The sequence below is a fragment of the Dryocola sharpae genome (assembly GCF_051307055.1).
GTDB lineage: Bacteria > Pseudomonadota > Gammaproteobacteria > Enterobacterales > Enterobacteriaceae > Dryocola.
Window position 1 is genome coordinate 844,103 of record NZ_CP149994.1, and the last position, 25,287, is coordinate 869,389.

At 50.9% G+C, this 25,287-nt stretch carries 23 protein-coding genes, 1 tRNA gene and 1 pseudogene; 11 read left to right on the forward strand and 14 right to left on the reverse strand.

From position 1 onward, the window contains the following. Positions 1–146 precede the first annotated feature (146 nt). The gene (locus WLO31_RS04025) at positions 147–497 is read left to right on the forward strand and encodes a VOC family protein (protein WP_435929206.1); all 351 of its coding nucleotides are present in this window, start codon (positions 147–149) and stop codon (positions 495–497) included. An 810-nt stretch (positions 498–1,307) separates the two neighbouring features. Further along, positions 1,308–2,861 carry a peptide MFS transporter gene (locus WLO31_RS04030; RefSeq protein WP_435929207.1) on the forward strand — a complete coding sequence of 518 codons (1,554 nt, stop codon included), beginning with the start codon at positions 1,308–1,310 and terminating at the stop codon, positions 2,859–2,861. A 106-nt stretch (positions 2,862–2,967) separates the two neighbouring features. On the opposite strand, the gene WLO31_RS04035 is transcribed toward WLO31_RS04030, so the two are convergent. Continuing rightward, positions 2,968–5,595: a bifunctional diguanylate cyclase/phosphodiesterase gene (locus tag WLO31_RS04035; RefSeq protein WP_435929208.1), complete on the reverse strand. Its 2,628-nt coding sequence runs from the start codon at positions 5,593–5,595 to the stop codon at positions 2,968–2,970. 338 nt (positions 5,596–5,933) lie between these two features. Here WLO31_RS04035 and WLO31_RS04040 point away from each other — a divergent pair. Further along, positions 5,934–6,009: transfer RNA gene (locus WLO31_RS04040), tRNA-Thr, on the forward strand. 14 nt (positions 6,010–6,023) lie between these two features. Here the strand turns inward: WLO31_RS04040 and WLO31_RS04045 are convergent. From WLO31_RS04045 to WLO31_RS04070, 6 genes and pseudogenes are all read right to left on the reverse strand, one after another. Then, a pseudogene (locus tag WLO31_RS04045) lies at positions 6,024–7,181 on the reverse strand (site-specific integrase). Then, positions 7,064–7,411, reverse strand: coding sequence for a helix-turn-helix domain-containing protein (locus tag WLO31_RS04050; protein WP_435929209.1), 348 nt, complete (start codon positions 7,409–7,411; stop codon positions 7,064–7,066). The pseudogene WLO31_RS04045 and the gene WLO31_RS04050 overlap by 118 nt, the downstream one beginning before the upstream one ends. Before the next feature lie 61 nt (positions 7,412–7,472). Then, positions 7,473–7,991 (reverse strand): hypothetical protein, encoded by a 519-nt coding sequence (locus WLO31_RS04055; protein WP_435929210.1) that lies wholly within the window; start codon positions 7,989–7,991, stop codon positions 7,473–7,475. After that, positions 7,988–8,236: a DNA polymerase III subunit theta gene (locus WLO31_RS04060; RefSeq protein ID WP_435929211.1), complete on the reverse strand. Its 249-nt coding sequence runs from the start codon at positions 8,234–8,236 to the stop codon at positions 7,988–7,990. The genes WLO31_RS04055 and WLO31_RS04060 overlap by 4 nt, the downstream gene beginning before the upstream one ends. A 92-nt stretch (positions 8,237–8,328) precedes the next feature. Further along, positions 8,329–8,658, reverse strand: coding sequence for a hypothetical protein (locus tag WLO31_RS04065; RefSeq protein ID WP_435929212.1), 330 nt, complete (start codon positions 8,656–8,658; stop codon positions 8,329–8,331). Further along, positions 8,655–9,032, reverse strand: a complete 378-nt coding sequence (locus WLO31_RS04070; protein ID WP_435929213.1) for a hypothetical protein — start codon at positions 9,030–9,032, stop codon at positions 8,655–8,657. The genes WLO31_RS04065 and WLO31_RS04070 overlap by 4 nt, the downstream gene beginning before the upstream one ends. A gap of 215 nt (positions 9,033–9,247) precedes the next feature. Between WLO31_RS04070 and WLO31_RS04075 the strand changes: the two genes are divergently transcribed. The 4 genes from WLO31_RS04075 (at position 9,248) to WLO31_RS04090 (ending at position 14,042) form a co-directional block, all read left to right on the forward strand. Further along, a complete protein-coding gene (locus WLO31_RS04075; RefSeq protein WP_435929214.1) occupies positions 9,248–9,523 on the forward strand; it encodes an ogr/Delta-like zinc finger family protein in 276 nt (91 codons plus the stop codon). Positions 9,524–10,060: 537 nt separating this feature from the next. Beyond that, the gene (locus WLO31_RS04080; protein ID WP_435929215.1) at positions 10,061–10,624 is read left to right on the forward strand and encodes an SLATT domain-containing protein; all 564 of its coding nucleotides are present in this window, start codon (positions 10,061–10,063) and stop codon (positions 10,622–10,624) included. Then, complete coding sequence (locus tag WLO31_RS04085; protein ID WP_435929216.1) at positions 10,624–11,961, forward strand: reverse transcriptase domain-containing protein; 1,338 nt, start codon at positions 10,624–10,626, stop codon at positions 11,959–11,961. Before WLO31_RS04080 ends, WLO31_RS04085 begins: the two co-directional genes overlap by 1 nt. 1,001 nt (positions 11,962–12,962) lie before the next feature. Beyond that, complete coding sequence (locus WLO31_RS04090) at positions 12,963–14,042, forward strand: hypothetical protein (protein WP_435929217.1); 1,080 nt, start codon at positions 12,963–12,965, stop codon at positions 14,040–14,042. Positions 14,043–14,076: 34 nt separating this feature from the next. On the opposite strand, the gene WLO31_RS04095 is transcribed toward WLO31_RS04090, so the two are convergent. From WLO31_RS04095 to WLO31_RS04115, 5 genes are all read right to left on the reverse strand, one after another. Continuing rightward, a complete protein-coding gene (locus WLO31_RS04095; RefSeq protein ID WP_435929218.1) occupies positions 14,077–15,348 on the reverse strand; it encodes a DUF445 domain-containing protein in 1,272 nt (423 codons plus the stop codon). Between the two features lie 256 nt (positions 15,349–15,604). Further along, positions 15,605–16,987, reverse strand: a complete 1,383-nt coding sequence (locus tag WLO31_RS04100; protein WP_435929219.1) for a carbohydrate porin — start codon at positions 16,985–16,987, stop codon at positions 15,605–15,607. Between the two features lie 174 nt (positions 16,988–17,161). Beyond that, positions 17,162–17,464 (reverse strand): PTS lactose/cellobiose transporter subunit IIA, encoded by a 303-nt coding sequence (locus WLO31_RS04105; RefSeq protein WP_435929220.1) that lies wholly within the window; start codon positions 17,462–17,464, stop codon positions 17,162–17,164. A 34-nt stretch (positions 17,465–17,498) separates the two neighbouring features. Beyond that, complete coding sequence (locus WLO31_RS04110) at positions 17,499–18,824, reverse strand: PTS sugar transporter subunit IIC (RefSeq protein ID WP_435929221.1); 1,326 nt, start codon at positions 18,822–18,824, stop codon at positions 17,499–17,501. Between the two features lie 12 nt (positions 18,825–18,836). Further along, positions 18,837–19,151 carry a PTS sugar transporter subunit IIB gene (locus WLO31_RS04115; RefSeq protein ID WP_435929222.1) on the reverse strand — a complete coding sequence of 105 codons (315 nt, stop codon included), beginning with the start codon at positions 19,149–19,151 and terminating at the stop codon, positions 18,837–18,839. Positions 19,152–19,448: 297 nt separating this feature from the next. Here WLO31_RS04115 and WLO31_RS04120 point away from each other — a divergent pair, with 297 nt between their 5' ends. Next, positions 19,449–20,405 carry a LacI family DNA-binding transcriptional regulator gene (locus WLO31_RS04120; RefSeq protein WP_435929223.1) on the forward strand — a complete coding sequence of 319 codons (957 nt, stop codon included), beginning with the start codon at positions 19,449–19,451 and terminating at the stop codon, positions 20,403–20,405. A 95-nt stretch (positions 20,406–20,500) separates the two neighbouring features. Here the strand turns inward: WLO31_RS04120 and ampH are convergent, their stop codons facing one another. Next, the gene (ampH, locus tag WLO31_RS04125) at positions 20,501–21,652 is read right to left on the reverse strand and encodes a D-alanyl-D-alanine-carboxypeptidase/endopeptidase AmpH (RefSeq protein WP_435930508.1); all 1,152 of its coding nucleotides are present in this window, start codon (positions 21,650–21,652) and stop codon (positions 20,501–20,503) included. A gap of 178 nt (positions 21,653–21,830) precedes the next feature. Further along, a complete protein-coding gene (locus WLO31_RS04130; protein ID WP_435929224.1) occupies positions 21,831–22,118 on the reverse strand; it encodes a hypothetical protein in 288 nt (95 codons plus the stop codon). Between the two features lie 313 nt (positions 22,119–22,431). Here WLO31_RS04130 and lpxP point away from each other — a divergent pair, with 313 nt between their 5' ends. From lpxP to sbmA, 3 genes are all read left to right on the forward strand, one after another. Further along, the gene (lpxP, locus tag WLO31_RS04135) at positions 22,432–23,358 is read left to right on the forward strand and encodes a kdo(2)-lipid IV(A) palmitoleoyltransferase (protein WP_435929225.1); all 927 of its coding nucleotides are present in this window, start codon (positions 22,432–22,434) and stop codon (positions 23,356–23,358) included. Positions 23,359–23,412: 54 nt separating this feature from the next. Further along, positions 23,413–23,934 carry an isochorismatase family protein gene (locus WLO31_RS04140; protein ID WP_435929226.1) on the forward strand — a complete coding sequence of 174 codons (522 nt, stop codon included), beginning with the start codon at positions 23,413–23,415 and terminating at the stop codon, positions 23,932–23,934. Between the two features lie 114 nt (positions 23,935–24,048). Further along, positions 24,049–25,266 carry a peptide antibiotic transporter SbmA gene (gene sbmA, locus WLO31_RS04145; protein WP_435929227.1) on the forward strand — a complete coding sequence of 406 codons (1,218 nt, stop codon included), beginning with the start codon at positions 24,049–24,051 and terminating at the stop codon, positions 25,264–25,266. Positions 25,267–25,287 lie beyond the last annotated feature (21 nt).

Here is a 25,287-nt window from a genome sequence, read left to right on the forward strand (position 1 = left end):
TATCTCCAGCCTTTCTCTTATATTTAAAACGATATTATTTTTGATAAGCGAATTTGGAGATATCCTGAGCCTTACGCCACAGTTGCAGAAATAAGTTTGTGGCACCATAAAATCTCAACTTCAGCTACTTTCTGGGAGGCAGACACATGAAGGTTAAACGAATCGTCGCCAACTTTATGACGCCTGAACCATCCTTAGCTTCTGATTTTTATCAAAATATTCTTGGGCTTGAGCTTGCGATGGATCATGGCTGGATTCGCACTTATAGCAGTTCCGAGAGCATGACTGTACAAGTCAGCTTTGCAAATGAAGGGGGATCGGACACGCCGGTGCCCGATCTTTCTGTTGAGGTGGACGATCTTGACGAGGTGCTCCGCCGTGTGCAAAAAAATAAGCTTACCGTGGAATATGGCCCCGTAAGCGAGCCGTGGGGAGTTCGTCGATTTTATGTCCGTGACCCCTTTGGCAGACTTATTAATATTCTTCAACACGAATAAAAAGCGCGCCCGCGACGGAGCAGACCGGGCCCCGGGAATGACACCCGCAAACCGAGGTCGGTGATAGGCGATCCCGGCTGGCAGGTCGGGATCGAGTTCGGCGCTCCTGAGCGCTTTTGTAAGGCGAATTCTTCCCCTTGCAGGAGAGGGAGTTTTACTTTCCAGGCATGGCAGATCGCCTGTTTTCACTATCGGTATGCTATTTGAATCAAATATAAAGGAGGCCATGTGCCCTCCCGACATTGATTTGTCGCTACATGATTTTCCACGCTGGAGGACGTCGCGCAATTTTATAATTAACCTTCTCTTGTTTTACCTTCTTCTTCCGGAGGCTGGTGCGCAGCGGCATCAGGCGACGTTGTTCATTCCTTCAGCGCTTTCAGGCTCATCGCTCTGCAATTAAATAGCCCCGGGCTTTATCGCATTCGCCGAACGGGAGAGTGCACAGGCTGCTCTGCGAGAAATAGCCCACGCCAAATAGCTATATTCCAGCCGCTTTCTCATAAATAGCCAGAAGAGCCTTAAAAATATGATTTAATCCAGTTAACTTATTGTTTAATAAAAATAATTACATGCTTCCCTGCCATCCTCATAATGTCAACTATTATCCTCCTGCGCCCGTCAAAAAATCTGTAAAAGTAGACAATAGTCGACTTTTCATCTTAAAGTCCTGCGGTTGGCACTAGACAAAACCAGTAACCAGTTATCAAATGGTTAAATAACAATTGCTGAATGTTAAAGAGCGGCAGTCCTGTAGCCGCCATGCATTTCGGTGCCTGCAGGCACTTCGACACACCTCATGGAGAATTTATGCATTCCTCTGTTAATCACAACGAAAGCCGGACTTTCTTCGGCCATCCTTATCCGCTTGGCTCGCTGTTCTTCACTGAAATGTGGGAGCGATTTTCGTTTTACGGCATTCGCCCCTTACTGATCCTGTTTATGGCAGCGACCGTTTATGACGGCGGCATGGGGCTGGCGCGTGAAAACGCCTCGGCCATCGTCGGGATCTTTGCCGGCAGCATGTACCTGGCCGCGCTGCCGGGCGGGTGGCTTGCGGATAACTGGCTCGGCCAGCAGCGGGCTGTCTGGTACGGTTCGATTCTTATCGCGCTTGGCCATCTGTCTATCGCGCTTTCCGCGTTTATGGGCGACAACCTGTTCTTTATCGGCCTGCTGTTTATCGTTCTCGGCTCCGGCCTATTCAAGACCTGTATTTCGGTGATGGTGGGAACGCTGTATAAAAAAGGCGATGCGCGTCGCGACGGCGGCTTCTCGCTGTTTTATATGGGTATTAACATGGGTTCGTTTATCGCGCCGCTGCTCTCCGGCTGGCTGATAAAAACTCACGGCTGGCACTGGGGCTTTGGTATCGGCGGTATCGGGATGCTGGTCGCGCTGGTTATCTTCCGCCTGTTCGCGGTCCCGGCGATGAAACGCTACGACAGCGAAGTTGGCCTGGATTCAACCTGGAACAGCCCGGTGGCGAAGAAAAACGGGGTTGGCGCATGGCTGCTGGTGCTGGCGGCCGGCGTGGCGATCGTCGTTACGCTGATAGCGCAGGGCGTGATTGTCATTAATCCCGTCACCGTCGCCAGCGTGCTGGTCTACGTGATTGCCGCCTCGGTGGCCCTCTATTTTATTTATCTGTTTGTGTTTGCCGGCCTGAACCGCAAAGAGCGCGCCAGGCTGCTGGTCTGCTTCATCCTGCTGGTGTCCGCCGCCTTCTTCTGGTCCGCCTTTGAGCAGAAGCCGACCTCGTTCAACCTGTTCGCGAACGACTACACCAACCGCACGATCGGGGATTTTGAAATCCCTGCCGTGTGGTTCCAGTCAATCAATGCGCTGTTCATTATCCTGCTGGCGCCGGTATTCAGCTGGGCATGGCCGATGCTGGCGCGCAAGGGCGTGCGTCCGGGCAGCATCACGAAGTTTGTCATCGGTATTTTATGCGCCGCGGCGGGCTTTGGATTGATGATGCTGGCTGCGCAGAACGTGCTGAGCAGCGGTGGGGCAGGCGTATCGCCATTCTGGCTGGTGGGCAGCATCCTGATGCTGACGCTCGGCGAACTGTGCCTGAGCCCGATTGGCCTTGCGACCATGACGCTGCTGGCGCCGGAAAGAATGCGCGGCCAGATGATGGGGCTGTGGTTCTGCGCAAGCGCGCTGGGTAACCTGGCGGCAGGCCTGATTGGCGGCCATGTGAAAGCCGATCGGCTGGATATGCTGCCGGATCTCTTCGCCCGCTGCTCCATCGCGCTGCTGATCTGTGCCGCGGTGCTGATAGTCCTTATCGTTCCGGTGCGCCGCATGCTGGAAAACACTCAGGCGAAGACGGAGCAAAAGCCGGTGACCAGCGCCTGAGCTGTCTGTGATAAATAATCGCAGCTCAGCGTAGCTGAACAACAATAAGGCCGATTGTAAGATCGGCCTTATTGTACCGAGCAAGATAATTAACCGCTCTTCGGACCTACATTTTCTCTTCCAGTTGCTGTTGCGTCGCGGCATCAATCACCGCTCTTCGTTCCTTCAGCGCTTCCAGGCTCATCGGTCTGCCGATCAGATAGCCCTGCGTTTCATCGCACTCAAGCATTTTTAATTTCTGCAGCTGCCCCTGCGTTTCCACGCCTTCGGCGGTAATGCTCAGCGAAAACGCTTTCCCCAACCCGATGATATTCTCCACGATAGTGTTGGCGCTTTCGCTTTCCGGCATGGAGGAGATAAATGATTTATCAAGCTTGATGCCGTCGAACGGGAAATTACGCAGGTAGCTCAGGGATGAATAGCCGGTGCCAAAGTCATCCATCAGCAGGCGCACGCCAATGTTTTTCAGCGCCTGCATCAGCTCCAGGCTGTTTTCCGGATTCCACAGCGTGGCGTTTTCGGTCACTTCAATTTCCAGCCGGGCGGGATCGAGCTGCGATTCATGCAGCGCATCGCTTACGCGCTCGACTATTCCCCAGGACTGAAACTCCACGGCAGAAACGTTGACCGACACCGCAAGCCCTTCCAGCGACTGCCGGGCATCGCGGCAGGCGGTTTTCAGCACCCATTCGCTGATGGCAGCGATAAGCCCGGTTTCTTCCGCCAGGGCAATAAACTGGTCCGGCATTAATAAGCCGAGCTGCGGATGCTGCCAGCGGATCAGCGCTTCTGCGGCAACAATCTGCGACGTGTTCAGAGAGTAGCGCGGCTGATAAACCAGGCAGAAGTGCTGCAATTTAATCGCTTCGCGCAGGCTGTTTTCCATTTCGCGGCGCTGCACCATCTGCTGGGCCATCTCGGGCGTGTAGAACAGCCATTTGTTACGGCCGGAGTTTTTCGCCTTGTAAAGCGCCATGTCGGAATAGCGCAGCAGATCCCCTGCGTCCACGGCGTCCTGCGGCGCCAGAGCAACGCCCAGGCTGGCGCCGATAAATATCTCATGGCCGTTAACCGTGAACGGGAGCAGCAGTTCGTTGAGAATTTTCTTGCACAAGCTCTCAAGGTATTGACGATCGGCGATATCCGGGATGATTAAAATAAACTCGTCGCCGCCCTGGCGGGCCACCAGATCGTTATCCCGGATGCAGTGGCGCAGCCGCGCGGAAACCTCATGCAGCACCTGGTCCCCCACGCCGTGACCAAACAGATCGTTGACCGGCTTAAACTTATCCAGATCGAGGCTGATCATCGCCAGCGGATGCGCCTGGGTGGGCAGCGCCTGCAGTTTGCCCTCCAGGAATTCGCGCATCCGCACCCGGTTCGGCAGGCCGGTCAGCTCATCGTGCCTTGAGAGATACTGCACGCGCTGCTGCGCTTCAACTTCAAGGGTGACATCCGTTGCGGTACCGCGAAAACCCGTAATCCCTTCTGAAGCGATAACCGGTTTAATAGCGATATGGCAGTAGCGCTGATGGCCCATAGCAGAGTGATACCTGCAGTGGAGCAGGCGGCGGTGGCCCGTCTGGCCCGGCTGGTTGATCCACTCCGCCAGCGAGAGATTATCGGCCTCCATAAAGGCCGTCACGGGTTGCCCAAGCCAGGATGAAATGCTGTGTCCGGTAATGCCGGGAAACCTGTCGGACAGCCAGGTAAAGCGCAGCTCGCTGTCTGTCTCCCATATCCAGTCGGTTGTGGCTTCGGCAACGTCCCGGAAGCGGCGTTCGCTGGCGGTTAACGCCTGCCTGCTCTGCGCGAGCAGATAACTGTTCTCATCGTACATGCGGGCTTTTTTCAGCAGGTTACGGCTCTGCCCCCAGGCGAGCGCGCTACAGCTGGCTGCCAGCAGTACCAGCAGCGGCAGAATATAGTGAATCAGCTGGCGGCCCGGCTCCTCGCTTTTCCATTCCAGAGTAAGCGATTGGCCGTTTACCGGCAGCGTGAGGGTGCCGCGCCTGCTCTCTGCGCGCGGGGCGTTTTTATCCTGAACCCTGGTTTCATAGATGCCATACTCTTCGCCCATTTGCGCAAGCTTTTTGTCATCCAGCACATCGACAAACACCAGCGCGGAAGGCGAGCCGGGAACGAGGGCGACGTGTTGATCGTCCCCGTTGGTGATTTTAGCCATGGCGACCAGCGCTGGGTGCCCAGCATGCAGCACCATCGTATAGGCAAGCGGTAAAGCATCGGGCCTGTTCATCGACTGCAACAGCGTGGGCACAGGATTAGCGCCCAGCCATGCCGTAAGGCTGCGGGATGAAAGCTGGCCCCTGATGACGCTGTAACGGGTTTGCGCACTCCCGTCGAGTACGAAAACGCCTTCATAATCAAAATCGCGATAAAGCGAGCTGCCCATGTTTTGCCGGGTGTAGGCCCACTCAGAATCGATGGTAACGTGCAGATTTGTATAGGCTTCGCCCCACCATGCATAATCTTTGATATGGGTGGAAAGCGTATCGACACGATTGTGCAGGGCTTTTTTCAGCAGCATGCCGCTGTGCTCGTCGGCATCCCGATTAATACTCTTCGCGATGGAAAGCAGGGAGAAAATAGCCACCACAAATAATATGGCCAGCAGCGATACCATCAGCAGAAGCGCACGTTTGATAAAGGAGGAGGTGGTGCGATAGTCAGCGTCCGGACCCGTGACGTTATCTTCAATCGAATAATTTTTCATGCCTGTTTACCCAGAGTATCCGTCTGTAAGACTGCCTTGTTATCAGGTGTATTATCGACCCGATTCGCCGGGTCTTTATTAGTGACGGATAACTGAAGATAGTTTATGAAAAAGAAATGAGCGGGCCTGGCGGGGGATATATACTTCGCTCTGCCGGCGCATGTGACGACTGGCACATTCTTAACGCCTGCATCGGGTGAGCGTAAGGCATGCAATTTGTGCGGGATCTCCCTTCATGTGGAGTAAAAATAAGCAACCGGGCGCACAATCAGTTGACGCTTAAGGCCGTTTTTCTTAACCTTTTACGCCGTAGTCACTTTCGTGGCTGCATCCAGAAAGCCGATATAGCTCAGTTGGTAGAGCAGCGCATTCGTAATGCGAAGGTCGTAGGTTCGACTCCTATTATCGGCACCAGCAACCACGCGGGTTCACGCGATATTCACCAGTTCAGCAAAAGTTCCTTGTGCCATATTTGTGCCATTCCCCGCCAGGAATGAGTCGATTTGCATGGCGTGCTGAGTAAGATGATTCGGTGCCAGGTGCGCATAACGCTGCACCATCTCGATACTTTCCCATCCGCCCATTTCCTGTAATGCGCTAAGTGGTACGCCGGACTGAACAAGCCAACTTGCCCAAGTGTGCCTCAGGTCATGGAAGCGGAAATTATCTATTCCTGCCCGCCTTAACGCAGCTCGTCATGCCGTGTTAGCATCAGACCGCATTTTACGCACCGCCTTTGTTCTCGTTCCATCCGGGCGAACGGATGATTCAGTGTGAACAAATACCCACCGGTTATGTTTCCCCAACTGGTTCCGTAACACCTTGCAGGCCGATTCGTTAAGGGCGACACCAATCGCCCTTCCTGCTTTCGCATCCTCGGGGTGAATCCATGCGACCTTCCTCTGCATATCAATTTGCGACCACTCCAGATCTGTGATGTTCGACCTGCGTAGCCCCGTCGCCAGTGCAAATATAACAACAGGCTTCATATGCTCGGGGAGTTCGTGGATCAGGTTCGCAGCCTCCTCTTTGGTGAGCCAGCGAATACGCTTGTTTTTCGGCACGGGGCATTGGATGTTCGGCGCTTTGGCAATCCATCGCCATTCGTTGGCCGCGCATTGTAAAAGCGCCCGGATGAAAGCAAGGTGCGTCGCCTTGGTGGCTGCCGCCGCTGGTTTATCCTTAAATTCGGGAACCGTCTTACCTCTTCTCAACAGGCTGTCGCGCTTAGCCTCCCAATTCATTCGATGCTTGCGATTAACCATCGAACTCACTGCCGACAAAATCCTGTCTTCCGTGATTGCTGACAGGTCCATTCCCTTGAAGTGCATCCTCCAGAATCCAATCCGGCTTTTATCATCGTCCAGGCTTTTCTTGTGTTGCTTTTCGTTTAGCCAGCGAACGCAAGCTTCATCAAATGTTCTCGGCTTAAACTCCCCCATCTTATCTACACGCCATGCCTCAGCCTTTAGCTGATCATGGAGTTCCTGCGCCTGCCTTTTGTCCATTGTCCCAAGAGAGCGTCTAACTCTGTTCCCACCAGGCGTAACGAAGTCGCAGTGCCACGTACCGGCACGTTGCTTGATTGACATGCTTTTTCCTCCTGCACACCAACCGCATTCACTGGCTGATTGTGGATCGGGTTCTTCAGGGCTGCAATACAATCCGTTTTGCAGATGAGGTATGGGCTTTTTCTCTTAGATGGATTTTTGCGTGTGGCGGCCAGCCTTCCTGATTTGATCCATTCCGCAACCGTACCTTCGCTTACCCGGAGGAATGTGGCCGCCTCGTCTCTTGTAAAAATCTCTTCTTCCATTGGTTTCCTCCAAGCAATAAAAAACCGCCTCGGTGGGCGGTCTTGTTAAGGTTTTTCATTCTTAATCATTTAGATCTACGTCGCTTACGAAGGGAAATTCAAAAAATTCTTTATTTACTTGCCAATCGGTTATCGCTTCAAGGAACGGTAGAGATTTTCTTTGTAATTGATAGAGAGAGTCTGGTAAGTCTATATTGCCAAGTTCTTGCTTAATCTCATGTGAAAGCTGGCTTTTAAAGAATTGTTTTAAAGTTTTAACATCCTCCGGATCCAAGTAGAGGCTAGCTTCAACGATTCTTTGCCTTGCGGAATCGAGGGATGAACCAATATTAGCCGCCTGCGAAAAAGTCCAGTTATCTGAAGCAGAATCCTTAACACTATGGTTAGCTTTAAAAGCATCAGACCTTAACAATTCGTGTAGGTGTCTTTCTCTTTCAAACTTACGCGCTTCTTTCTGATATTCGAGTGACTGCTTAGCACTTTTACCACTTTGGAAAGCAGAATATGCTGCAGCTACGGCAGCGATTGCAGATGTTAAAGTAACGCTAAAATTAGCCCAATCACCAGAATGCCAACTCATTTACCTTCCTCAACTCGCTGATAAGCCTCTGCATTGCCGCCCAGAAGCCACTTAGACACTTCGCGGTAGTGAGCAAGCTGCTCGATGAAGTACTGCTTAAGGTGCTCTGGCTGCCCCCTTGCTACCACTTCGGCAACCACAGGCATATTCATGCGTTCTTTATACGCAACGCCTGCTGCGGCTAAATCGACGTTAAACTTGTCTCGGTCATCTTCTGATTTTGCTGCAATGTTGAAATCTGACATATAACCCTCCTTGCAGAGAGTATACAGCGGGCAGGTTAGGTGGGCTATTTGACCTGTGGCGCTGCTGGATATGCACTACCTTTCTGACCCGGCTAGTTACTACCAGTGTATGCATTCTTGTGGACGTTAGCTTTCGGGCAGCGCTTGTTCCCGCAGTCAGGGCATACAACGAAACGCATATCTTTCATCGTCACAGGCCGGCAGTTGTGACACCAACAAACATCTGGCAACTCATCACGATTGCTTACAGGTTCGAGTTGTTCGGAATTACCGAACGACTGAGGCGCGGCATACTCCATCGCCTCGATAAACCGGAGCTGGATTTTGGCAAATAGCTGTGCGTCTCCGCCGATGTTCTCCTGCCTGGTCAATGCCATCACCTCACGTGCTGAGGCAAGCGCTTTGCTGTCAAATTCGCTCATTGCTGGGCCTCCTTGAGCATGGCGGCGCGACAGGCGTTCCAAATGTCCTGACAATACTCGTCATTATCTTCAACGAGATCGCAAATTGTAAGAAGCTTGTCCTTCAAAGATTTGGGAACCTGCTCCGGCACCTTCACCGCCTTACCATGCTGCGGGTGCAGGTATAGCGGCCCGGGGTTCAAATCAAAACGCCTTAGTCGTACATCACATGTCCTTTCCTCACTGGGGTGAAGCCACTCTACTATATCGGCCACAGGCTCTTTCCCCGCTTCCCGCAATGCAAGTAGCTCGCGTGCGAGGTTTCTTTGCTCGTCGGTAAACAGGATGTCGCCGTCGATAACTTCTTGCAGCCGATCATTGCTTATATTGCTCATAAGGCTTGCCACTGTTACCAGTAAGCAAAGGTCACTGGTAACAGTGGTAACAAAAACAGGGGTATTACCACTCGTTACCTCTATATTAAATGAGCCGGTAACAGAATAAAATCAATTAAATCAATGATTTTACACGTATTACCAGTGTTACACGTTCAGTATAAGAGGTAGGGGAAACAAAATCCCTTTTCCTGGCTGGCAAAAGAGGAACAGCGATGAGAGTGCTGAAAATTAACTGCCCGGAATGTATGTATGCGGCAAAGATGAGAAAGACAAACCGGAAACACCCAAAATTATCGGATGTGTACTGTTATTGCTCAAATGTTGAGTGTGGTCACACGTTCGTAATGAATATCTGTTTCTCTCATACCATCAGTCCCAGTGCCCTGAGAGGCCAGGGCAGGGTCAAAGAGTTGATGGATGCTTTGCCATTCGATGAACGGCAAAAAGCGTTAGAACTGCTTCTGGCCGCGCAAAACGCCGATAAATAGACTGGAGGAATGATCCATTTCCAGATTTTTTACAAACGATTTCAGTTTCAGAACGAATAAAAATAATATATTTCAGTTGGTTATAATTTCTTAATTAACAGGGTGTTCCAACGAAAGGCCCCTAAAAATTTTTATCTCTTCAAATTCAATTTCTTACGAAAAAAAGATAACGGTAACGTCGACACTAAAAGTGAAAAAAAGTGAAATTTTTTTCACTCATTTCAGTTTTGCTTCGCTGCGTATTGTCATGTCTGGCGCGTTCTGGCGGTACCGTTTGTAAAAAATTCCAACTGAAAAATTTTTGTGATCTGAAAACGGCATGCGGGTGCGGTGTAGTGCGATTTTGGTCGTTTGAAGTTTTTTTTTGTAATAAAAAGTAGTACATTTCCTCTGAGGCGTATCGTAGGTGATTCACCTGCGATCATCCATACCAAATGGGTGCAACTAATTTTGGGAGGCTTTGCCTCTAGTCTGACTAGTCTGTTTACAGGCGTTACTTATTACTACCTTCGGCGCCTCACATTAATTAGGGATTATATGATGAGCGATTTATCTGATAAAATTTGGTGGACAAGAAAAGCAAAAATAAAATCTGAGCGACGCCTTCTTAATTTTGATTACTATTCTCAACTTCTTTTGCTTTGGTATTCAACTTTTTTAGTGTGTTATTCTATTTATACCTTAGTAAAACCTGCTCAAAAGATAGAAGAAGCAGCGATAATGGTTTCTTTGTCAGTGTTAATTTTAGTGTTAACTCTTTTTATCAATAATATGAATTTCAAAGGGCGTGCATTATTAATTAAACAGTGTTACGAACGACTGAGTGTAATACATACAGCATCACTTTCCCCTACAAATTCTGCCGAATTGGATAAGGAATATCAAGCAGTGTTAGGTTCGTCAGAAAACCATTTAGAAAAAGATTTTGCGAAAGCCATAGTTGACGAATATTTTAATACGAATGATAAAAGGCTTTTAACGAAAAAACCTACTTTTATCCATTTCTCCATGATAGCTATGCTTTTTCTTCGTGATGTAGCATCATTTCTGTTTTTGTTCCTTTTCCCTTTTATTATCTTGTTTTCATTGAGAGCTGTCTGATGAGTGCATATGATATATTTCTCAAGCATTTTCAATCATCTAATTTAAAAAGAATTTACAAAGAAGTGGTTTTGTTATCTGCGGCAACAGGTATCGATAATATGTCTCATGAAGTCTTTTGGCGCTTTCATGATCACGAAATAGAAACAATTAGAAGAAAGTGTTTGGCTGGTACTTATCGCTTCAATAAATACAAACTAAAGCTTATAAGTAAAGGTAAAGGGAAGGCTCCAAGAGAAATTTCAATACCTACAATAAGGGACCGAATCGCCTTAAGAGCTATTTGTGATTTCTTGCAAGAGGTTTACGCATTTGATTTAAGTTTTGAGTTGCCACAGAATATGGTGGTTAAAGTTAATAATATTATTTTGAGTGAGCAGTATGATTATTTTATGAAGTTTGATGTGGCGAATTTTTATCCGTCAATACGGCATAATAAGTTAATATCGAGGCTTAGAGCAAAAATTAGAGATGAAAATATATTATCTCTAATAGGTAAAGCAATTAGCTCACCAACGGTTTCTAAACCTAATGCAAGTGATAAACCTAATGAATGTGGTGTACCTCAAGGATTATCAATTTCAAATATATTGGCAGCAATATACTTGATGAATATTGATAAACACTTTTCATCAAGAGAAGATATTTCATACTTTCGATATGTTGATGACCTAATGATCCTTTGTCGTTCAGATAAGGCAGAATCTTTGATAGAAAGTGTTCTTGTAAAGTTCAGAAGGTTAGGACTTAAAATTTATGACCCTATTAAGAATCCAGAGAAATCTAGTATGGGTTTATTAAGTGAAAGTAAGTTTGGTTACTTGGGATATTATTTTAGCGAGGGAGGTAAGGTTTCAGCACGTGATGGTTCTGTTGATAACTTGCGACAATCTCTATTATCGATCTTTACAGGGTTTAAACACTCCAGTATTAAAAGTCAGGAGTTTTTAACGTGGCGTATAAATCTGAGGATTACTGGTTGTGTATTCCAATCAAAATCAAAGGGATGGTTATACTTTTTTTCAGAAATTAATGATATAACGTTGCTTCATTCTCTAGATGATTTCATTGCTAGGCTCTGTAAACGATATAATGTTAATTTGAAATTAAAGTCATTTGTACGGGCTCACTATCAAATTAAACATAAAAGACGTGAAACTAAGTATGTTCCTAATTTTGATAAATATAATCTAGAGCAAAAAACACATGTATTAAATCATTATTTTAATAAAAGCACTGAAAACTTAACGGATGAAGAAATCGAGTATAATTTTAATAAAAGAATAGCTAAACAAGTTAAGGATATTGAAACAGATGTTAAAGATGCTGGCTACTAATAATAATAATCATCATTAGCAACATATTGTTTAAAGTCACTCTTAGATTATTCTATGGCTACTCTTTCCGTAGCCTTGACAAAATTTGAGCAACTTAGCTCATGGATCACATCTAATGGTTTCGTGAAAAGAGCGAGCTAATGGGGGCATTTACGGGGGCATTTTTATAAATCTATACGCTAAATATCAATAATATCAACGGGTTGGTTTTGTTATTTACTCCTATTATCGGCATCATTTCAACTTCCCTAGACGTTTGTATTAATAACTATTTGTTTTATATTTATTTTTTACCATTTCAAGTCCGTAGTTATCCATAACCTTCCTGTAGGATCCGATGCTGAATGTGTATATGTTCCTGTTCGGTCCTGGATTCCTGTACACGCCTTTAAACGATATGCAGATTCGCGGGCGAAGGTGGACTGGCAGAGTCGCTGGGACAATATTGGCGCGAAGCGGGCCTGGTTGCCTGTTACGGCAAGAGGTTACTGCTGTTTTAAAAGCGAATAAAAAGTGTAAATACCCGTTGGCCCTGCGTCGATAATGGCGATCTTTTTCAGCGATGCTCACTCCTCTGTTTTTATTTTGTCCATTTATCTGGCGAGATCTGGGTTAACTCAAAAGCGAAAGCCATAAAAGCATCAATGGAAACGAAAATCCCTGCAGGATAAACGGGGTAGGAAACGCTTAATGAGCAACTCGTACAGCCAGCCCTTGTCCGCCGAGCGATAACCTAATAAACGCCGGCTTCTTATCCATGCGGCGGTAAAGAGGATTCGTAACTGATTGTTGTAATTACACTTAATAAGTGCGGGGATTTAATCGGAGCGAACGCTCGGCAGAGTAACGAGAGATTCAGATTAGTCGACGATAGCGTTTTACATTCCCTAAAGAAATGATTATGTTTCTCATTTGCATTTGAAGGCGCTATTTTTGCAGGAGTCCTGTCCGGCTTCCTGCCTTATCGCCATGGACTCATTCAGACGGGAAAGGATCGAAAAATGACTAAAAGAACCACGGCGCTGGCTGCGCTAATCGCCCTGGCGCTCGCGGGCTGCAGCGCGCATCAGGCGACAACGGTGAAACCAGCGCCGGCTGCGGCGGCAGAACAAAAAAGTCCTCTGGAGCAGCGCGAGCTCTCCGAAGGCGTATACGAAATGGCAATCAGCCAGCAGAACGGCGCGCTGTATGTCGCCACCGCGCAGGGCTTTAAAGACGTGCAGGGTGGCGTAGTCTACAAGCTGGACCCCGTTTCGCTGAAAACCATCGGCCAGGCGCATACCGACCTGAAGAACTTTGGCGCGGTGATGGACCCGCAGGGCAAAACCTTATACGTCACCAACTCGCTGGACGGCGGCATCAGCGCCATCAACGTTGAAGACGGCAAGGTTCTGCACCGTCTGATGTTCAGCGAACGCAACGAGAAGGGCTTCCCTTACGGCGCGCGTGAAATCATCCTGCATGATGGCCTGCTCTATATCGGCGGCGTGGCCGATCCGGCGGTGATTTGGGTGGTGGATGCGAAAACGCTGAAGCTGAAAAAACGTATTAATAACGCGGGCAAATGGGTCACCGGCCTGCTCTACTCTGAGCAGACGCAGCGTATCTATGCGGCCAACGGCGGCGGTGAAATTCTGGTGATCAACCCGAAAACAAACCGCATCGAGAAGCGCTGGAAACCGCTCGGCGAAAAAGAAGCCCTGCTGCTTAACCTTGCGGAAGATCCGGCGACGGGCCGCCTGTTCGTAACCGATAATTCCAAAGCGAAAACTACGCTGGTGCTGGATATCAATACCGGCAAGCTGCTGAAAAACCTGGAGACGGGCGATACGTTAGCGGTGAAGTTTAATGCTAAACGTAACGAGATTTACCTCACCCAGCGCGAATCCGGCAAGCTGTTAATCCTTGATTCAAACACCTATGCGGTGAAAAAAGCGCTGAGCCTGCCGCCGCATCCGAACAGCCTGCTGCTGTCTGCGGACGGACAGACGCTGTACGTCACGGTGAAGCAGGGCTTTAATAAAGATCATTCCACCAAAGGCCCGGACAGCGTTGTTCGCGTTCCTTTAGCGCAGCTGTAAGCATATAAGGTGGGTGCGCTCTGGCTCATCCACCTTAAAAATGCAGCAGGGCGGGGATCTGGGTCAGCAGATACAGCACCAGCCCGATCGAGCCGCCCACCAGCGTACCGTTGATGCGGATAAACTGCAGATCTTTGCCGATGTTCAGTTCTATCTGCTGCGACATATCGCGGGCATCCCAGCTTTTCACCGTGTCGCTGATATGTCTGGTGAGAAACGCCGCAAACTCCGGCGCAACTTTTTTGGCCGCCTGCTCAAGATGTTCGTTCAGCGAGGTGCGCAGGGCGCTGTCTCCCGTCAGCGTTTCCCCAAACCACTGCCCGGCTTCGGCAATACGCTGCCTGATGCGCGAATCTTCGCTGTTCATATCCTCTTTTAGCCAGCGGCGTAAATCGCCCCAAAGCTCGCCCAGGTAACGGTTAAAGGCCTCGTCCTCTTTCAGGTAGCTTTTGATGTTCTCCGCTTTTTCCGCCATCTCCGGGTCGCTTTTCAGCTTATCGATGAGTTTAAACGTGGCGCGATCGAACGCCAGGCGAAGCTGGTGGCCTTGATCTTCGCTGATATCATCAAGCATGGAATTTATCGCGCTGGCGACCAGCTCGGCGCTGTGCTCGCCCAGCCATTCCGTTGGCAACACTCTCGATTTACGCGGATGTTCCGTTTCCAGCCAGTGCACGATCTGGCGGGCGATAAGCTCACGCGTGCTTTCCCGGTTGAGGATGCTCAGCAATTGGGCAATCAGCGAATCCAGCAAAGCCTGATGCCGGTTATGCTTCGTCATGCTCTCCAGCAGCAGGGCGCTGGAGTAGCTCAGATCGACCTTATCAATCGCCTTATGCACCGCCCGCCGCAGCAATCCCTGAATCCGCGAATCGTCCGTCATATCCAGAAAACCGCCCATCACCTGCAGCAGATGCTGCCCGACCCGCCGGGCGTTATCCGGCTCGCTGAACCACACGCCGATCATCTTTGCCGGCTCATGACGCTGAATCAGCGTGATAAGCGACTGGGTATCAAGGAATTTTTCCTGTACGAAATAGCCGAGATTCTCGCCGATGCGATCTTTATTACGTGGAATAATCGCCGTATGACGCGCGATAAACGGGATGGGTACGCGGCGGAACAGCGCCACCACGGCGAACCAGTCGGCAAGCGCGCCCACCATCGCCGCTTCCGCGACGGCTTTCAGTCCGCTCACCCAGAAGTTTGGCGGTAAAAAGAGGGTTGCTACAAAAATCGCCGCGGCAATCAGCAGCAGGGAAAGCGCAAGGCGTTTGGTTCGTTTTAATTCGGCTAATTTCTCCATGGCTTAAGCATAGAACCGCCCGTGCGGAACCGGTAACATTAATTTTAACGGTTGATATATCGGGTTCGGTAATTATGGAGAAAACGGATTTGCCTGAAAAATGGGTGAGGGTAGCGCTGCCCGGTATTTGGCAAATCCGTGTCGCTAAGAAAAAGTTAATACAGGTGCGCGACATCAGGTCTCAGGAACGTTAATACAGATGAACAGTCAGAGACGGGAATAAATTTACCCGTCTCTGACTATAGCCGTTAAATAATCAGAACCAGGCTTCCCACATTGCGCCGACGTTAAAGGAATCGAGCTGCGTATCCTCCTGCCCCGCAACGCGTGTGGTGTGGTTATTTTCAACCTGGCCGCCGGTAACATAGAAGCGCAGCATTGGACGGAATTCAGGCCCCATGGCGATGGAGATATTCTGGGAAAGGGTCAGCTTCCAGCCTTTGTTGTCGCCGTCATTTTCGTAATCCACGCGCTGATAACCCGCCTCAAGCCAGGTGGAATGCACGTCGTTCCAGAAGTACATCGGACGAACGATTGCGCCATAGTTGCGGCGATTGTCCTGGGTTTGTTCGTCGTTATCGTAGTCGTGGAACGCCAGCAGATATTCCACCTGCGCCTGCCGGGTAAATTTATAGCTGCCTTCGAAGCTGGTATATACCGTATGCAGCCCGTTGGTTTTGTTATAAACGCTGTTATCCGAATGGTCGGAATAACGGGCGATGATCTTGTTCAGGCTATTATCGCCGGTGTGGCTGAGCACCACCGCTGCCTGCCAGGCTTTGGACCTTTCGTCGCTGTCGATGGCTTTGGAATCAAAGCCATAGTTGGCATACAGCTCAAAGTCGATCGGCCCAAATTTGATGCCGTGCAGTTTTGAGGTTGCCGCGTAATTGCCTTTGTCGCCCGTGCCGGAGCTGCCGGTACAGGAGATGCGCGACGGGTTATCGCCATCGTCAATCATTTGCGGGTTACAGGATTCTACCGAGGCTACGGCCGCCAGGTCTATCTGCGCAAAGCCAAGATCGAAGTTTTTCACCCCGGCGCCCTGGCCATCGTGGTTCATGAAGAAGTAGTCGTTAATGCCCTGTTGCGGACGCTGGTGGAAGTCACGTCCTGCCCAGAAATAAGCGTTCGGCTGCGAAGCAAAAAGGTTGGTTACGCCAGCGTAAGCCTTCTTGAGGTTAACTTCATCGCCCCAGTGGTCGATCATTACGTTCACGTCCCAGATAGCGCCGGTTGCGCTTTTAAACGCTTTGCTTAGCTGGAATTCGCCGCCGTTGCCTTCGTTACCCAGACGGCCAATGGCTGATGAACCGTTATAGGAGCCGTCAACGCCGATATATTTCTGATCGCCTGCCTGGAAATGCGCGCCGTAACGAGCGTAGCCGGAAAATTTCACGCCGTAAGGAATAGCCATATCCGGCGTGTCCGGGGCAGGAGCTTCTGGCGTCACAAGCGGGTCCGTTTTTTCAGCTCGTGCTGCATCCATTTTCGCCTGGCGTTCGGCCAGCGCTTTATCTACCGCTCTGGCCACTATTTGATCGATTTGTTCCTGCGAAAAATCCTGAGCAAACGCAGCAGCCGGACAAAGGGTGGCGATAACCGCCATGGTTAATGGCAGTCGTTTAAACATATTCATAATCATCTCAACTTTAGTTAGTTATATTTTCAGACAATGACTATCCCGTTCCGGCGGAGCATATTAATAGCGCCGCCAGACAGGGTTTATTTCTGTGCTGTAATCGGAAAGTGAATAATTAAAAGTATCTACGTAATAAGTTCTCCATTTATATATTTAATGGGTAGGTTTTAATTAACGCTGGTAAAGATGAATAATCTCTTCAGACAGTTCACGTGCCAGCATTGAGGTCATTAAATGGTCCTGGGCATGGACCATAATTAACGTCATCGGCTGTCTGGCTTCTCCGGCATCCTGCTCAATGAGTCTGGTTTGCATCAGGTGCGCCTGGCGTGAATAACCATCCGCCTCGCGCAGCAAACTTTTCGCTTCCTCCAGCCTCTGCTGTCGTGCGGCCTGCAGCGCCTCGAAACAGAGACTCCGGGCCTGGCCTGCATTCATAATTATTTCCATTACCGCTTCTTCTAAATCAATCATCGCTCTTCCCAGAGTTATTCATCGTTAACGGTTGTTATGCGTTGGCATCAGCGGCAGCTGTAGTCAGGTTTTGCGTTTTTTCTTCTTCGGTTTTCAGCAAAGAGCGTTCGTAAGCGCGCAGGAACGGCAGGTACATCAGAGCCGACATCACCATACAGATAACGCACATAACGATCGGACTGAGCGCCCAGTTTGCCGCCCATGAGGCGCCGACTGGCGCAGGCGTTGTCCACGGCGTCAGGGAAACAACCTGTGCAAGCCAGCCGAGTTTCGTGGCGGTATAAGCCAGGCAGGCGTTAATCAGGGGAACGAAAACGAACGGGATAAAGAGCATCGGGTTCATGATGACTGGCGCGCCGAACAGAATCGGTTCGTTAATATTAAAGAAGCTCGGCACCACGCCCATTTTACCGATGGTGCGCAGGTGCGCGGCGCGGCTGCGCAGCAGCAGGAAGGCCAGCGGCAAAGTCGAGCCTACGCCGCCAATCAGCAGGTAGTGATCCCAGAAGCCCTGCAGGTAAACATGCGGAAGCGCCGCGCCCGCGGCCAGCGCCGCCTGGTTTGCCGACAGGTTGGCCATCCAGAACGGGTTCATAATGCCGGTAACAATCAGCGAGCCGTGGATGCCCGCAAACCAGAAGATCTGACACAGCAGTACGGAAAGCAGAATTGCCGGCAGGGAATCTGATGCGGAAACCAGCGGCTCCAGCAGATGCATAATCGCCTGCGGCATGATCATGCCGGTTTGCGCTTCGATAAACAGGTTCAGCGGATGCAGCGTGCCGATTACCACCAGCACCGGAATAAGGATTTCAAACGAGCGTGCGACGCCGGTCGGCACCTCTTTTGGCAGGCGAATAGTGATGTTGTTTTGCTTAAGCCAGGCGTACATACGGGTGGAATACATGGCGGTGATCAGCGCCGTGAAGATCCCCTGGCCGGACAGGTACTGGGTAGAGATTTTCCCGTCGGCATAGGGTGCCGCAACCAGCAGGAAGGCCATAAACGCCAGCAGGCCGGACATTACCGGATCGAGATTAAACTGCCGCCCGAGGCTCGCGCCAATACCCACGGAAATGAAGAAGGTCATCACGCCCATGCTGAGGTTGAAAGGCAGCATCAGCTGTTCACGGTAAGTCTGCGAGAAATCCAGCCAGGCGCGCGCAAAACCGATGGTGGTATCTGCGGAGAACGGCGGGAAGATAAACACCAGCATAAACGAACCGACGATCATAAAAGGCAGCGCGGCGGTAAAGCCGTCACGAATGGCGATGACGTACTTCTGCTGCCCAAGACGCCCGGCCAGCGGGGTAATGGTTTGCTCGATAACGGCGACCATAGACTGATATAGCGAACTCATATGAATACCCTTTTAGTGAGCCGCTTCAATGAGCGACAGAGCATAATCCAGCACCTTATCGCCACGCTGCATCCCGTAATCCATCGTGTCGATGGCTTTAACCGGAACGCCCTGAGCGGCCGCTTTTTCGCTAAGCGTATTGAGCATGTATTTCACCTGTGGCCCGAGCAGCACTACCTGGTAGCGTGGAAACTGAACGTCAAATTCGGACACGCCGTAAGCTTCTATCGCCACCGGCAGCCCTCTTTCCTCCGCTACGGCCAGCATTTTGCGCACCAGCATGCTGGTGGACATTCCGGCGGAGCAACACAACATAATCTTGAACATCGACAATCATCCTCAAAGTGTAAAAAGTTATTGCGGATGCGATTTGATACTTTATGGAAACCGTTTTCCATTGGCGAGGTACGGAAGTGTGAACCTGGTCCAATATCATGGCAGTATGGGGGTTGCTTCCTGGATGGTCATCACAAAAATCGATGAATGAAAAGGCATTTGGATAGCAAGTGGAAAAGCGGTTTCCATGAAAAATGGAAACGATTATACTGCAGACGGCCACAATGTGAGCCACGGTTATGTCAGGGATTTTTTGGGCAGGGAACTTATGCCAGAGGTGGAGATATAATGTCTACAATCAACGATGTATCGCGTTTGGCCGGGGTTTCAAAAGCCACGGTCTCTCGGGTGTTGAGCGGTTCACGCGGCGTGAAGGAAGCCAGCCGTGTGGCCGTACTTAAGGCGGCGGAAGCGTTAAATTATCGTCCAAACGTTATCGCTCAGTCTTTATTAAGCCAGTCCACGGGCTGCATCGGCGTTATCTGCGCCCAGGAAAACGTTAACCAGACCACCGCTTACCTGTATGCGCTGGAAAAACACCTCAGCCAGCATCAAAAACATCTGCTGCTGCGCTTTGCCAACAGCAGGCCGGAGGTCATGCATGCCCTTGCAGAACTCACCTGCGGCTTGTGTGATGATGTCCTGATTATCGGCGCTCGTTTTCCGCTGAATATCACGCATGAAAACGTCATTCTGGTGGACTGCATGGATGGCGATACCGAGCACAGCATCCAGTTCGATCATGCTTTTGCAGCGGAAACAGCCTGTAACTACCTGATTAAACAAGGCAGGCGACAGATTGCGCTGATAGCGACGGAGAGCAGCGGCGCCGTGGATCAGGTGCTGCTGGGATATAAGCGTGCCCTGGAGAATAATTTTCTGCCGTTTAACCGCAACCTGATCTTTATGGCTTCTACCACTTCGTCCGTAGCGCTGCAGGTGCTGCTTAATAACAGCACTACGTTTAACTTTAACGCGTTACTGGTGGCGGACGAGCAGGAGGCGCAGCGCATAATTACGCAGCTTCAGGCGTTTAATAAATCTGTCCCGGAAGAGATCATGGTGTTCAGCCTGGCGGGGTCGCTTAATCTGCCCGGCATTCCCACGATCCCGGCGATTGAGTATTCCATGGATGCGATGGCGGCAAGAATCGTCTCGTGGCTTGATGAGAAAACCAAAAGCGTGCTGGGGTCGTATGTGCTGCGGGGCGACCTGGTCACCCCCGATATTCGCAGGCGCAAATAACGATCAACGCTCTGGCGCTGATGGTCAGAAACTGGTTCACCGTCAGCGCAGCGCAAAATTAAGCAGGACGGTTAACGATGACCTGCTTGCCCATATCAGGACGTTGGCGTCACCCGCGGCGCGAACCCGCTCAGCTCGGAAACCAGGTCGTTTACGCCGTCGCTCATATTAACGAAACGCGTTAGCGGCGAACGGGTTATCACGACAAAAACGCCGACGTTAGTTTGCGGCACCATCGCCATATAGGTAATAAACCCGCCGCCGCCGCCCGTTTTCTGCACGATGCCCGGCCGGCCATTTTTCGGCGCAAGGTAGACCCAGCCCAGCCCTAACGCATCGGCTTTGCCGGGCACGTCCATGCCAATCACCCTGTGCAGCTGTTTACGCTGATAAATCAGCGTTTGCATGCGGTCGGCCTGGCTGTTGCGCTGGTGGAAATCAGAGCTCAGGAACTGCTGCATCCAGCGCATCATGTCATCCGGCGTGGAGTAAACGCCGCCGCTGCCAACGGCCGCAAGGGTGTTATCACAGGGGCTGGCGCCTTTTTCTGCAACCATCAGCCGCTTACACTGATCGGGAGAAGGGGTGAAGGTTGTGTCTTTCATCCCCAGCGGACGGGTGATTTGCTCCTCAAATAACGTGGCATAGGGTTTTCCCGCCGCACGCCCCAGCGCATCTGCCAGCAGGTCAAAGGCAAGGTTTGAATATGACGCATTTACGCCGGGCGCATATTTTAACGTCGCGCTGGCAAGCCAGCTCCAGCGCTGTTCACGCGTAGGCCAGGTAAATACGGTGCGATGGGCCGCGCCGCCAGGCTGTTCGCGTGGCAGGGCGCTGGTATGCGTCGCCAGATTGACGAGAGTGATAGGTTGGCCGTTAAACGTCGGGACGCGGGCGCCCGCTGGCGCATATTTACTCAGCGGATCGTTCAACCGCACTTTGCCCTGATCGAGCATTTTAACCAGCATTTCGCTGGTCATCAGCTTGGTCAGCGAGGCAATGCGGATAACCGAATCCAGCTGCGGCCTGACGTTATTGCCGGGACGGGTTTCGCCAAAGCTGTGGAAGGCGCGTTGATTGCCGTCAATCACAACCATAGCCATGCCGGTCGCGCCGCTGCCATAGTAAATATGGTTAGCATAGCGTTCAGCTATTTCAGAGGCAAAAACGGGATCGGGTGAGGTTTGCGCAAAACCTGAAATGGGGAGCGCAACAATGGCTAGCGCGGCGATGCGCGGGAGACGTATTTTCAACGCGAGTAATCCATTTAACGAAGTGGGGCGGTATTCACCGTATTTATACTACGCCCGGGCGCTACGCAAACGCGGAAAATGAGAATTGTGAGAAGAAAAAGCGTAACGCGGCGTTTCAGCACTTTTTTAGGGCGAAAACGCACCGTAGCCGCTGACTACGGCGCGTATGAAACTAGTTAGATTTCTGCACATCCTTTTGCATCACCTCGTCTTTGGTGCCGCCTTTCTCAATCGTTTTATCATTGCCTTTATGCTCTTTACGCATTTCATGGCCTGATTCGCAGCCTTTTTTATCTTCATTTCCGGGCGCGCGGCAGTCATCAATAATATGGCCTGGGTTATTGAGCTGTTCCTTCTCAGCCTGCAGCGTCGAGGTGCTGTTGGCCGGGTTCTGCGCCAGGGCGCTGGCGCCGGCGAACAAAAGGGTCGTTGAGAGCAAAGCCAGAGTAAGTTTTTTCATCTTTCAGGGTTCCTGTTATCGGGAGGGAAGCTCTCTAAGTATGGGTGTAAAAGATGGCCATCAGGAATTTATTGTCTGTTTTTTGTACTCACAAGCCTGTATAACTGGCTTCGTTCGCGCAATGAAGCGAAATACGTAAAAAAACCGTCATCTCCCGTGCGTAGACTGGATAGAAAATGCGTATCATCACGGTAATTTTTACGACGCTGCAACTATCCACGCCTGTGGGCGTCTAAGTAAAGCACTCTGCTGTACCGCTAATGACTCAGTTCTTTATGCGATACGCACAATTCACGCATCAAGAAGCTGATATATGTCTACTAAGCCACTGTTTTACAAATCCTTGTTCCATCCACGTTACTGGCTGACCTGGTTCGGCCTGGCCATTTTATGGCTCTGGGTGCAGCTGCCTTATCCCGTCCTGCTGAAAATGGGCCGTCTGATCGGCCAGTTTTCGATGCGCTTTTTAAAGCGCCGCGTCTCTATCGCTCGTCAGAACCTCCAGCTCTGCTTTCCGCATTACTCCGAGGCGCACATTGACGCTATCGTGAAGCAAAATTTCGCCTCGCTTGGCATGGGGCTGATTGAAACCGGCATGGCATGGTTCTGGTCGGATGAACGCGTGCGTAAATGGTTTGATGTGCGCGGGCTGGAGAACCTGAACGCCGCCTGTGATAAAGGCCGCGGCGTGATGGTTATCGGCGTGCATTTTATGTCGCTGGAGCTGGGCGGCCGTGTCATGGGCCTTTGCCGCCCGATGATGGCCATGTATCGCCCGCACAACAACAAAGTGATGGAGTTTGTACAGACCATCGGCCGTTCACGTTCGAATAAAGCGATGATCGACAGGCGCAACCTGAAGGGTATGGTAAAAGCGCTGAAGTCCGGTGAAGCCGTCTGGTTTGCTCCGGATCAGGATTATGGTCCGAAAGGCAGCTCGTTCGCTCCGTTCTTCGCGGTACAACAGGCCGCAACCACCAATGGCACCTGGACGATTGCCCGCCTGGCAAAACCCGTTATCCTTACCACCGTATTGATTCGCAATGCCGACGGTTCGGGCTATCAACTGGTTATCGAACCGGAGCTGGAAGATTACCCGGTCGATGATGAACAGGCCGCCGCCGCCTACATGAACCGTAAAATCGAACACGAGATTATGCGCGCGCCGGAGCAGTATCTGTGGCTGCATCGCCGCTTCAAAACACGTCCTTTCGGAAAGGACAAACTCTACACCGCTTAATACCCGCGCGGGTGTGCTAGCATTCTGGCTGATTTTCTAACCAGGAGATAAGCCATGCCCGCGTTACGTGTTCTGATGGTCATTGATATGCAAAACGGGGTATTTGCAAGCCCGCGTATCAACCGCGAAACCTGCACCTCCCGCATCAACCAGCTTATTCAGGCCGCCGATAAGGTTATTTTTATCCAGCACGCCGAAGAAGGTCTTGAGCCGGGAAGCGAAGGATTTGATCTCCTGCCTGAGCTAATCCAGCCTGCCAATGCGCTGTATGTTACCAAAACCGCCTGCGATGCCTTTTATCGCACGAACCTGGAAGAGGTATTGCGTGAGAACAACGTCAACGAGTTTGTGGTCTGCGGTTGCGCTACCGATTACTGCGTGGATTCGACGATAAAAAATGGCGCGAGCCGGGGCTATGCAATGACCGTGGCGGAAGATGCTCACACCACGGCTAACCGTCCGGCGGCGCTTGCCGAAGTGCTGATTGCCCACTATAACGATGTCTGGCGTAATTTTACGATTCCGGGCAATCGCTTACTGGTAAAAAGCACGGCCGATATTCTTGCCGCCTGGTAAGCCCGCAACATCGTTTGATACAACATTCCGCAAGCCTTATTGTGCCGGGATCGCTATAACTAACCGGTTCGAGCAACGGTATAACAACAAGAATCTGAGTTCAGGAGTGTTGTAATGTTTAAGTCATTTTTCCCGCGTCCGACGGCGTTTTTCCTGTCGGCTTTTATTTGGGCAATGCTGGCGGTGATTTTCTGGCAGGCTGGCGGGGGGCGCTGGCTGGAAGACTTCGCTGGCGCAAGCCAGCAAATCCCCATTAACGCCAGCCGTTTCTGGACGCTAAAAGCGCTGGTCTTTTATGCTTACTACGCGGTATGCGTTGGCCTGTTTGCGCTGTTCTGGTTTATCTACAGTCCGCACCGCTGGCAGTACTGGTCGATTCTCGGCTCTGCGCTGATTGTTTTCGTCACCTGGTTTATGGTGGAGCTGGGGGTGGCGATCAACGCCTGGTACGCTCCCTTCTTTGACCTGATCCAGACGGCGCTAAACTCGCCGCACAAAGTCCCGCTTAATAAGTTTTACAGCGAAACGGGGGTGTTCCTCGGCATCGCGCTGATTTATGTCACCGTTGGCGTGCTGAACAGCTTCTTCATCAGCCATTACGTGTTCCGCTGGCGTACCGCGATGAATGACTACTACATGGAGCACTGGCAGATGCTTCGCCATATCGAAGGCGCCGCCCAGCGTGTGCAGGAAGACACCATGCGCTTCGCCTCGACGCTTGAGGATATGGGCGTCAGCCTGCTGCAGTCGGTGATGACGCTGATAGCATTCTTGCCTATTCTGGTTGCGCTTTCCCCGCACGTTAAAGAGCTGCCGATTGTGGGTGTCGTGCCTTACGGCCTGGTTATCGCTGCTATCGTCTGGTCAATTATGGGGACAGGTTTGCTGGCGGTAGTGGGGATCAGGCTGCCTGGTTTGCAGTTTAATAATCAGAAGGTGGAAGCGGCTTACCGTAAAGAACTGGTTTATGGCGAAGATGATCCGACGCGCGCCACGCCGCCGACCGTAAAAGCGCTGTTTGGCGACGTGCGCCATAACTATTTCCGCCTCTATTTTCACTACACCTACTTCAATATCGTCCGCATTCTCTATCTGCAGGTGGATAACGTGTTCGGCCTGTTTTTGCTGTTCCCGTCGATTGCCGCCGGGGTGATTACGCTTGGTCTGATGCAGCAAATCACCAATGCGTTTGGTCAGGTTCGCGGCTCGTTCCAGTATCTGATTAGCTCCTGGACCACGCTGGTTGAACTGATGTCCATCTATAAGCGTCTGCGCAGCTTCGAGCGCACGCTGCAGGATATTCCGGTGCCGGCCGCTGGCGAAGCGCTGTAAAAAAAGCTGCCCGAACGGGCA

What these genes read in the sequence shown, in the direction of transcription:
- WLO31_RS04070 (WP_435929213.1), bottom strand. Translation starts at nt 9,032, where the DNA reads ATGAGCAATATAAGCAATGATCGGCTGCAAGAAGTTATCGACGGCGAC.
- WLO31_RS04025 (WP_435929206.1), top strand. Translation starts at nt 147, where the DNA reads ATGAAGGTTAAACGAATCGTCGCCAACTTTATGACGCCTGAACCATCC.
- WLO31_RS04115 (WP_435929222.1), bottom strand. Translation starts at nt 19,151, where the DNA reads ATGTTCAAGATTATGTTGTGTTGCTCCGCCGGAATGTCCACCAGCATG.
- WLO31_RS04105 (WP_435929220.1), bottom strand. Translation starts at nt 17,464, where the DNA reads ATGATTGATTTAGAAGAAGCGGTAATGGAAATAATTATGAATGCAGGC.
- WLO31_RS04090 (WP_435929217.1), top strand. Translation starts at nt 12,963, where the DNA reads ATGACTAAAAGAACCACGGCGCTGGCTGCGCTAATCGCCCTGGCGCTC.
- WLO31_RS04075 (WP_435929214.1), top strand. Translation starts at nt 9,248, where the DNA reads ATGAGAGTGCTGAAAATTAACTGCCCGGAATGTATGTATGCGGCAAAG.
- WLO31_RS04080 (WP_435929215.1), top strand. Translation starts at nt 10,061, where the DNA reads ATGATGAGCGATTTATCTGATAAAATTTGGTGGACAAGAAAAGCAAAA.
- WLO31_RS04030 (WP_435929207.1), top strand. Translation starts at nt 1,308, where the DNA reads ATGCATTCCTCTGTTAATCACAACGAAAGCCGGACTTTCTTCGGCCAT.
- WLO31_RS04120 (WP_435929223.1), top strand. Translation starts at nt 19,449, where the DNA reads ATGTCTACAATCAACGATGTATCGCGTTTGGCCGGGGTTTCAAAAGCC.
- sbmA (WP_435929227.1), top strand. Translation starts at nt 24,049, where the DNA reads ATGTTTAAGTCATTTTTCCCGCGTCCGACGGCGTTTTTCCTGTCGGCT.
- WLO31_RS04095 (WP_435929218.1), bottom strand. Translation starts at nt 15,348, where the DNA reads ATGGAGAAATTAGCCGAATTAAAACGAACCAAACGCCTTGCGCTTTCC.
- WLO31_RS04050 (WP_435929209.1), bottom strand. Translation starts at nt 7,411, where the DNA reads ATGGAAGAAGAGATTTTTACAAGAGACGAGGCGGCCACATTCCTCCGG.
- lpxP (WP_435929225.1), top strand. Translation starts at nt 22,432, where the DNA reads ATGTCTACTAAGCCACTGTTTTACAAATCCTTGTTCCATCCACGTTAC.
- WLO31_RS04130 (WP_435929224.1), bottom strand. Translation starts at nt 22,118, where the DNA reads ATGAAAAAACTTACTCTGGCTTTGCTCTCAACGACCCTTTTGTTCGCC.
- WLO31_RS04060 (WP_435929211.1), bottom strand. Translation starts at nt 8,236, where the DNA reads ATGTCAGATTTCAACATTGCAGCAAAATCAGAAGATGACCGAGACAAG.
- WLO31_RS04085 (WP_435929216.1), top strand. Translation starts at nt 10,624, where the DNA reads ATGAGTGCATATGATATATTTCTCAAGCATTTTCAATCATCTAATTTA.
- WLO31_RS04065 (WP_435929212.1), bottom strand. Translation starts at nt 8,658, where the DNA reads ATGAGCGAATTTGACAGCAAAGCGCTTGCCTCAGCACGTGAGGTGATG.
- WLO31_RS04140 (WP_435929226.1), top strand. Translation starts at nt 23,413, where the DNA reads ATGCCCGCGTTACGTGTTCTGATGGTCATTGATATGCAAAACGGGGTA.
- WLO31_RS04110 (WP_435929221.1), bottom strand. Translation starts at nt 18,824, where the DNA reads ATGAGTTCGCTATATCAGTCTATGGTCGCCGTTATCGAGCAAACCATT.
- WLO31_RS04035 (WP_435929208.1), bottom strand. Translation starts at nt 5,595, where the DNA reads ATGAAAAATTATTCGATTGAAGATAACGTCACGGGTCCGGACGCTGAC.
- WLO31_RS04100 (WP_435929219.1), bottom strand. Translation starts at nt 16,987, where the DNA reads ATGAATATGTTTAAACGACTGCCATTAACCATGGCGGTTATCGCCACC.
- WLO31_RS04055 (WP_435929210.1), bottom strand. Translation starts at nt 7,991, where the DNA reads ATGAGTTGGCATTCTGGTGATTGGGCTAATTTTAGCGTTACTTTAACA.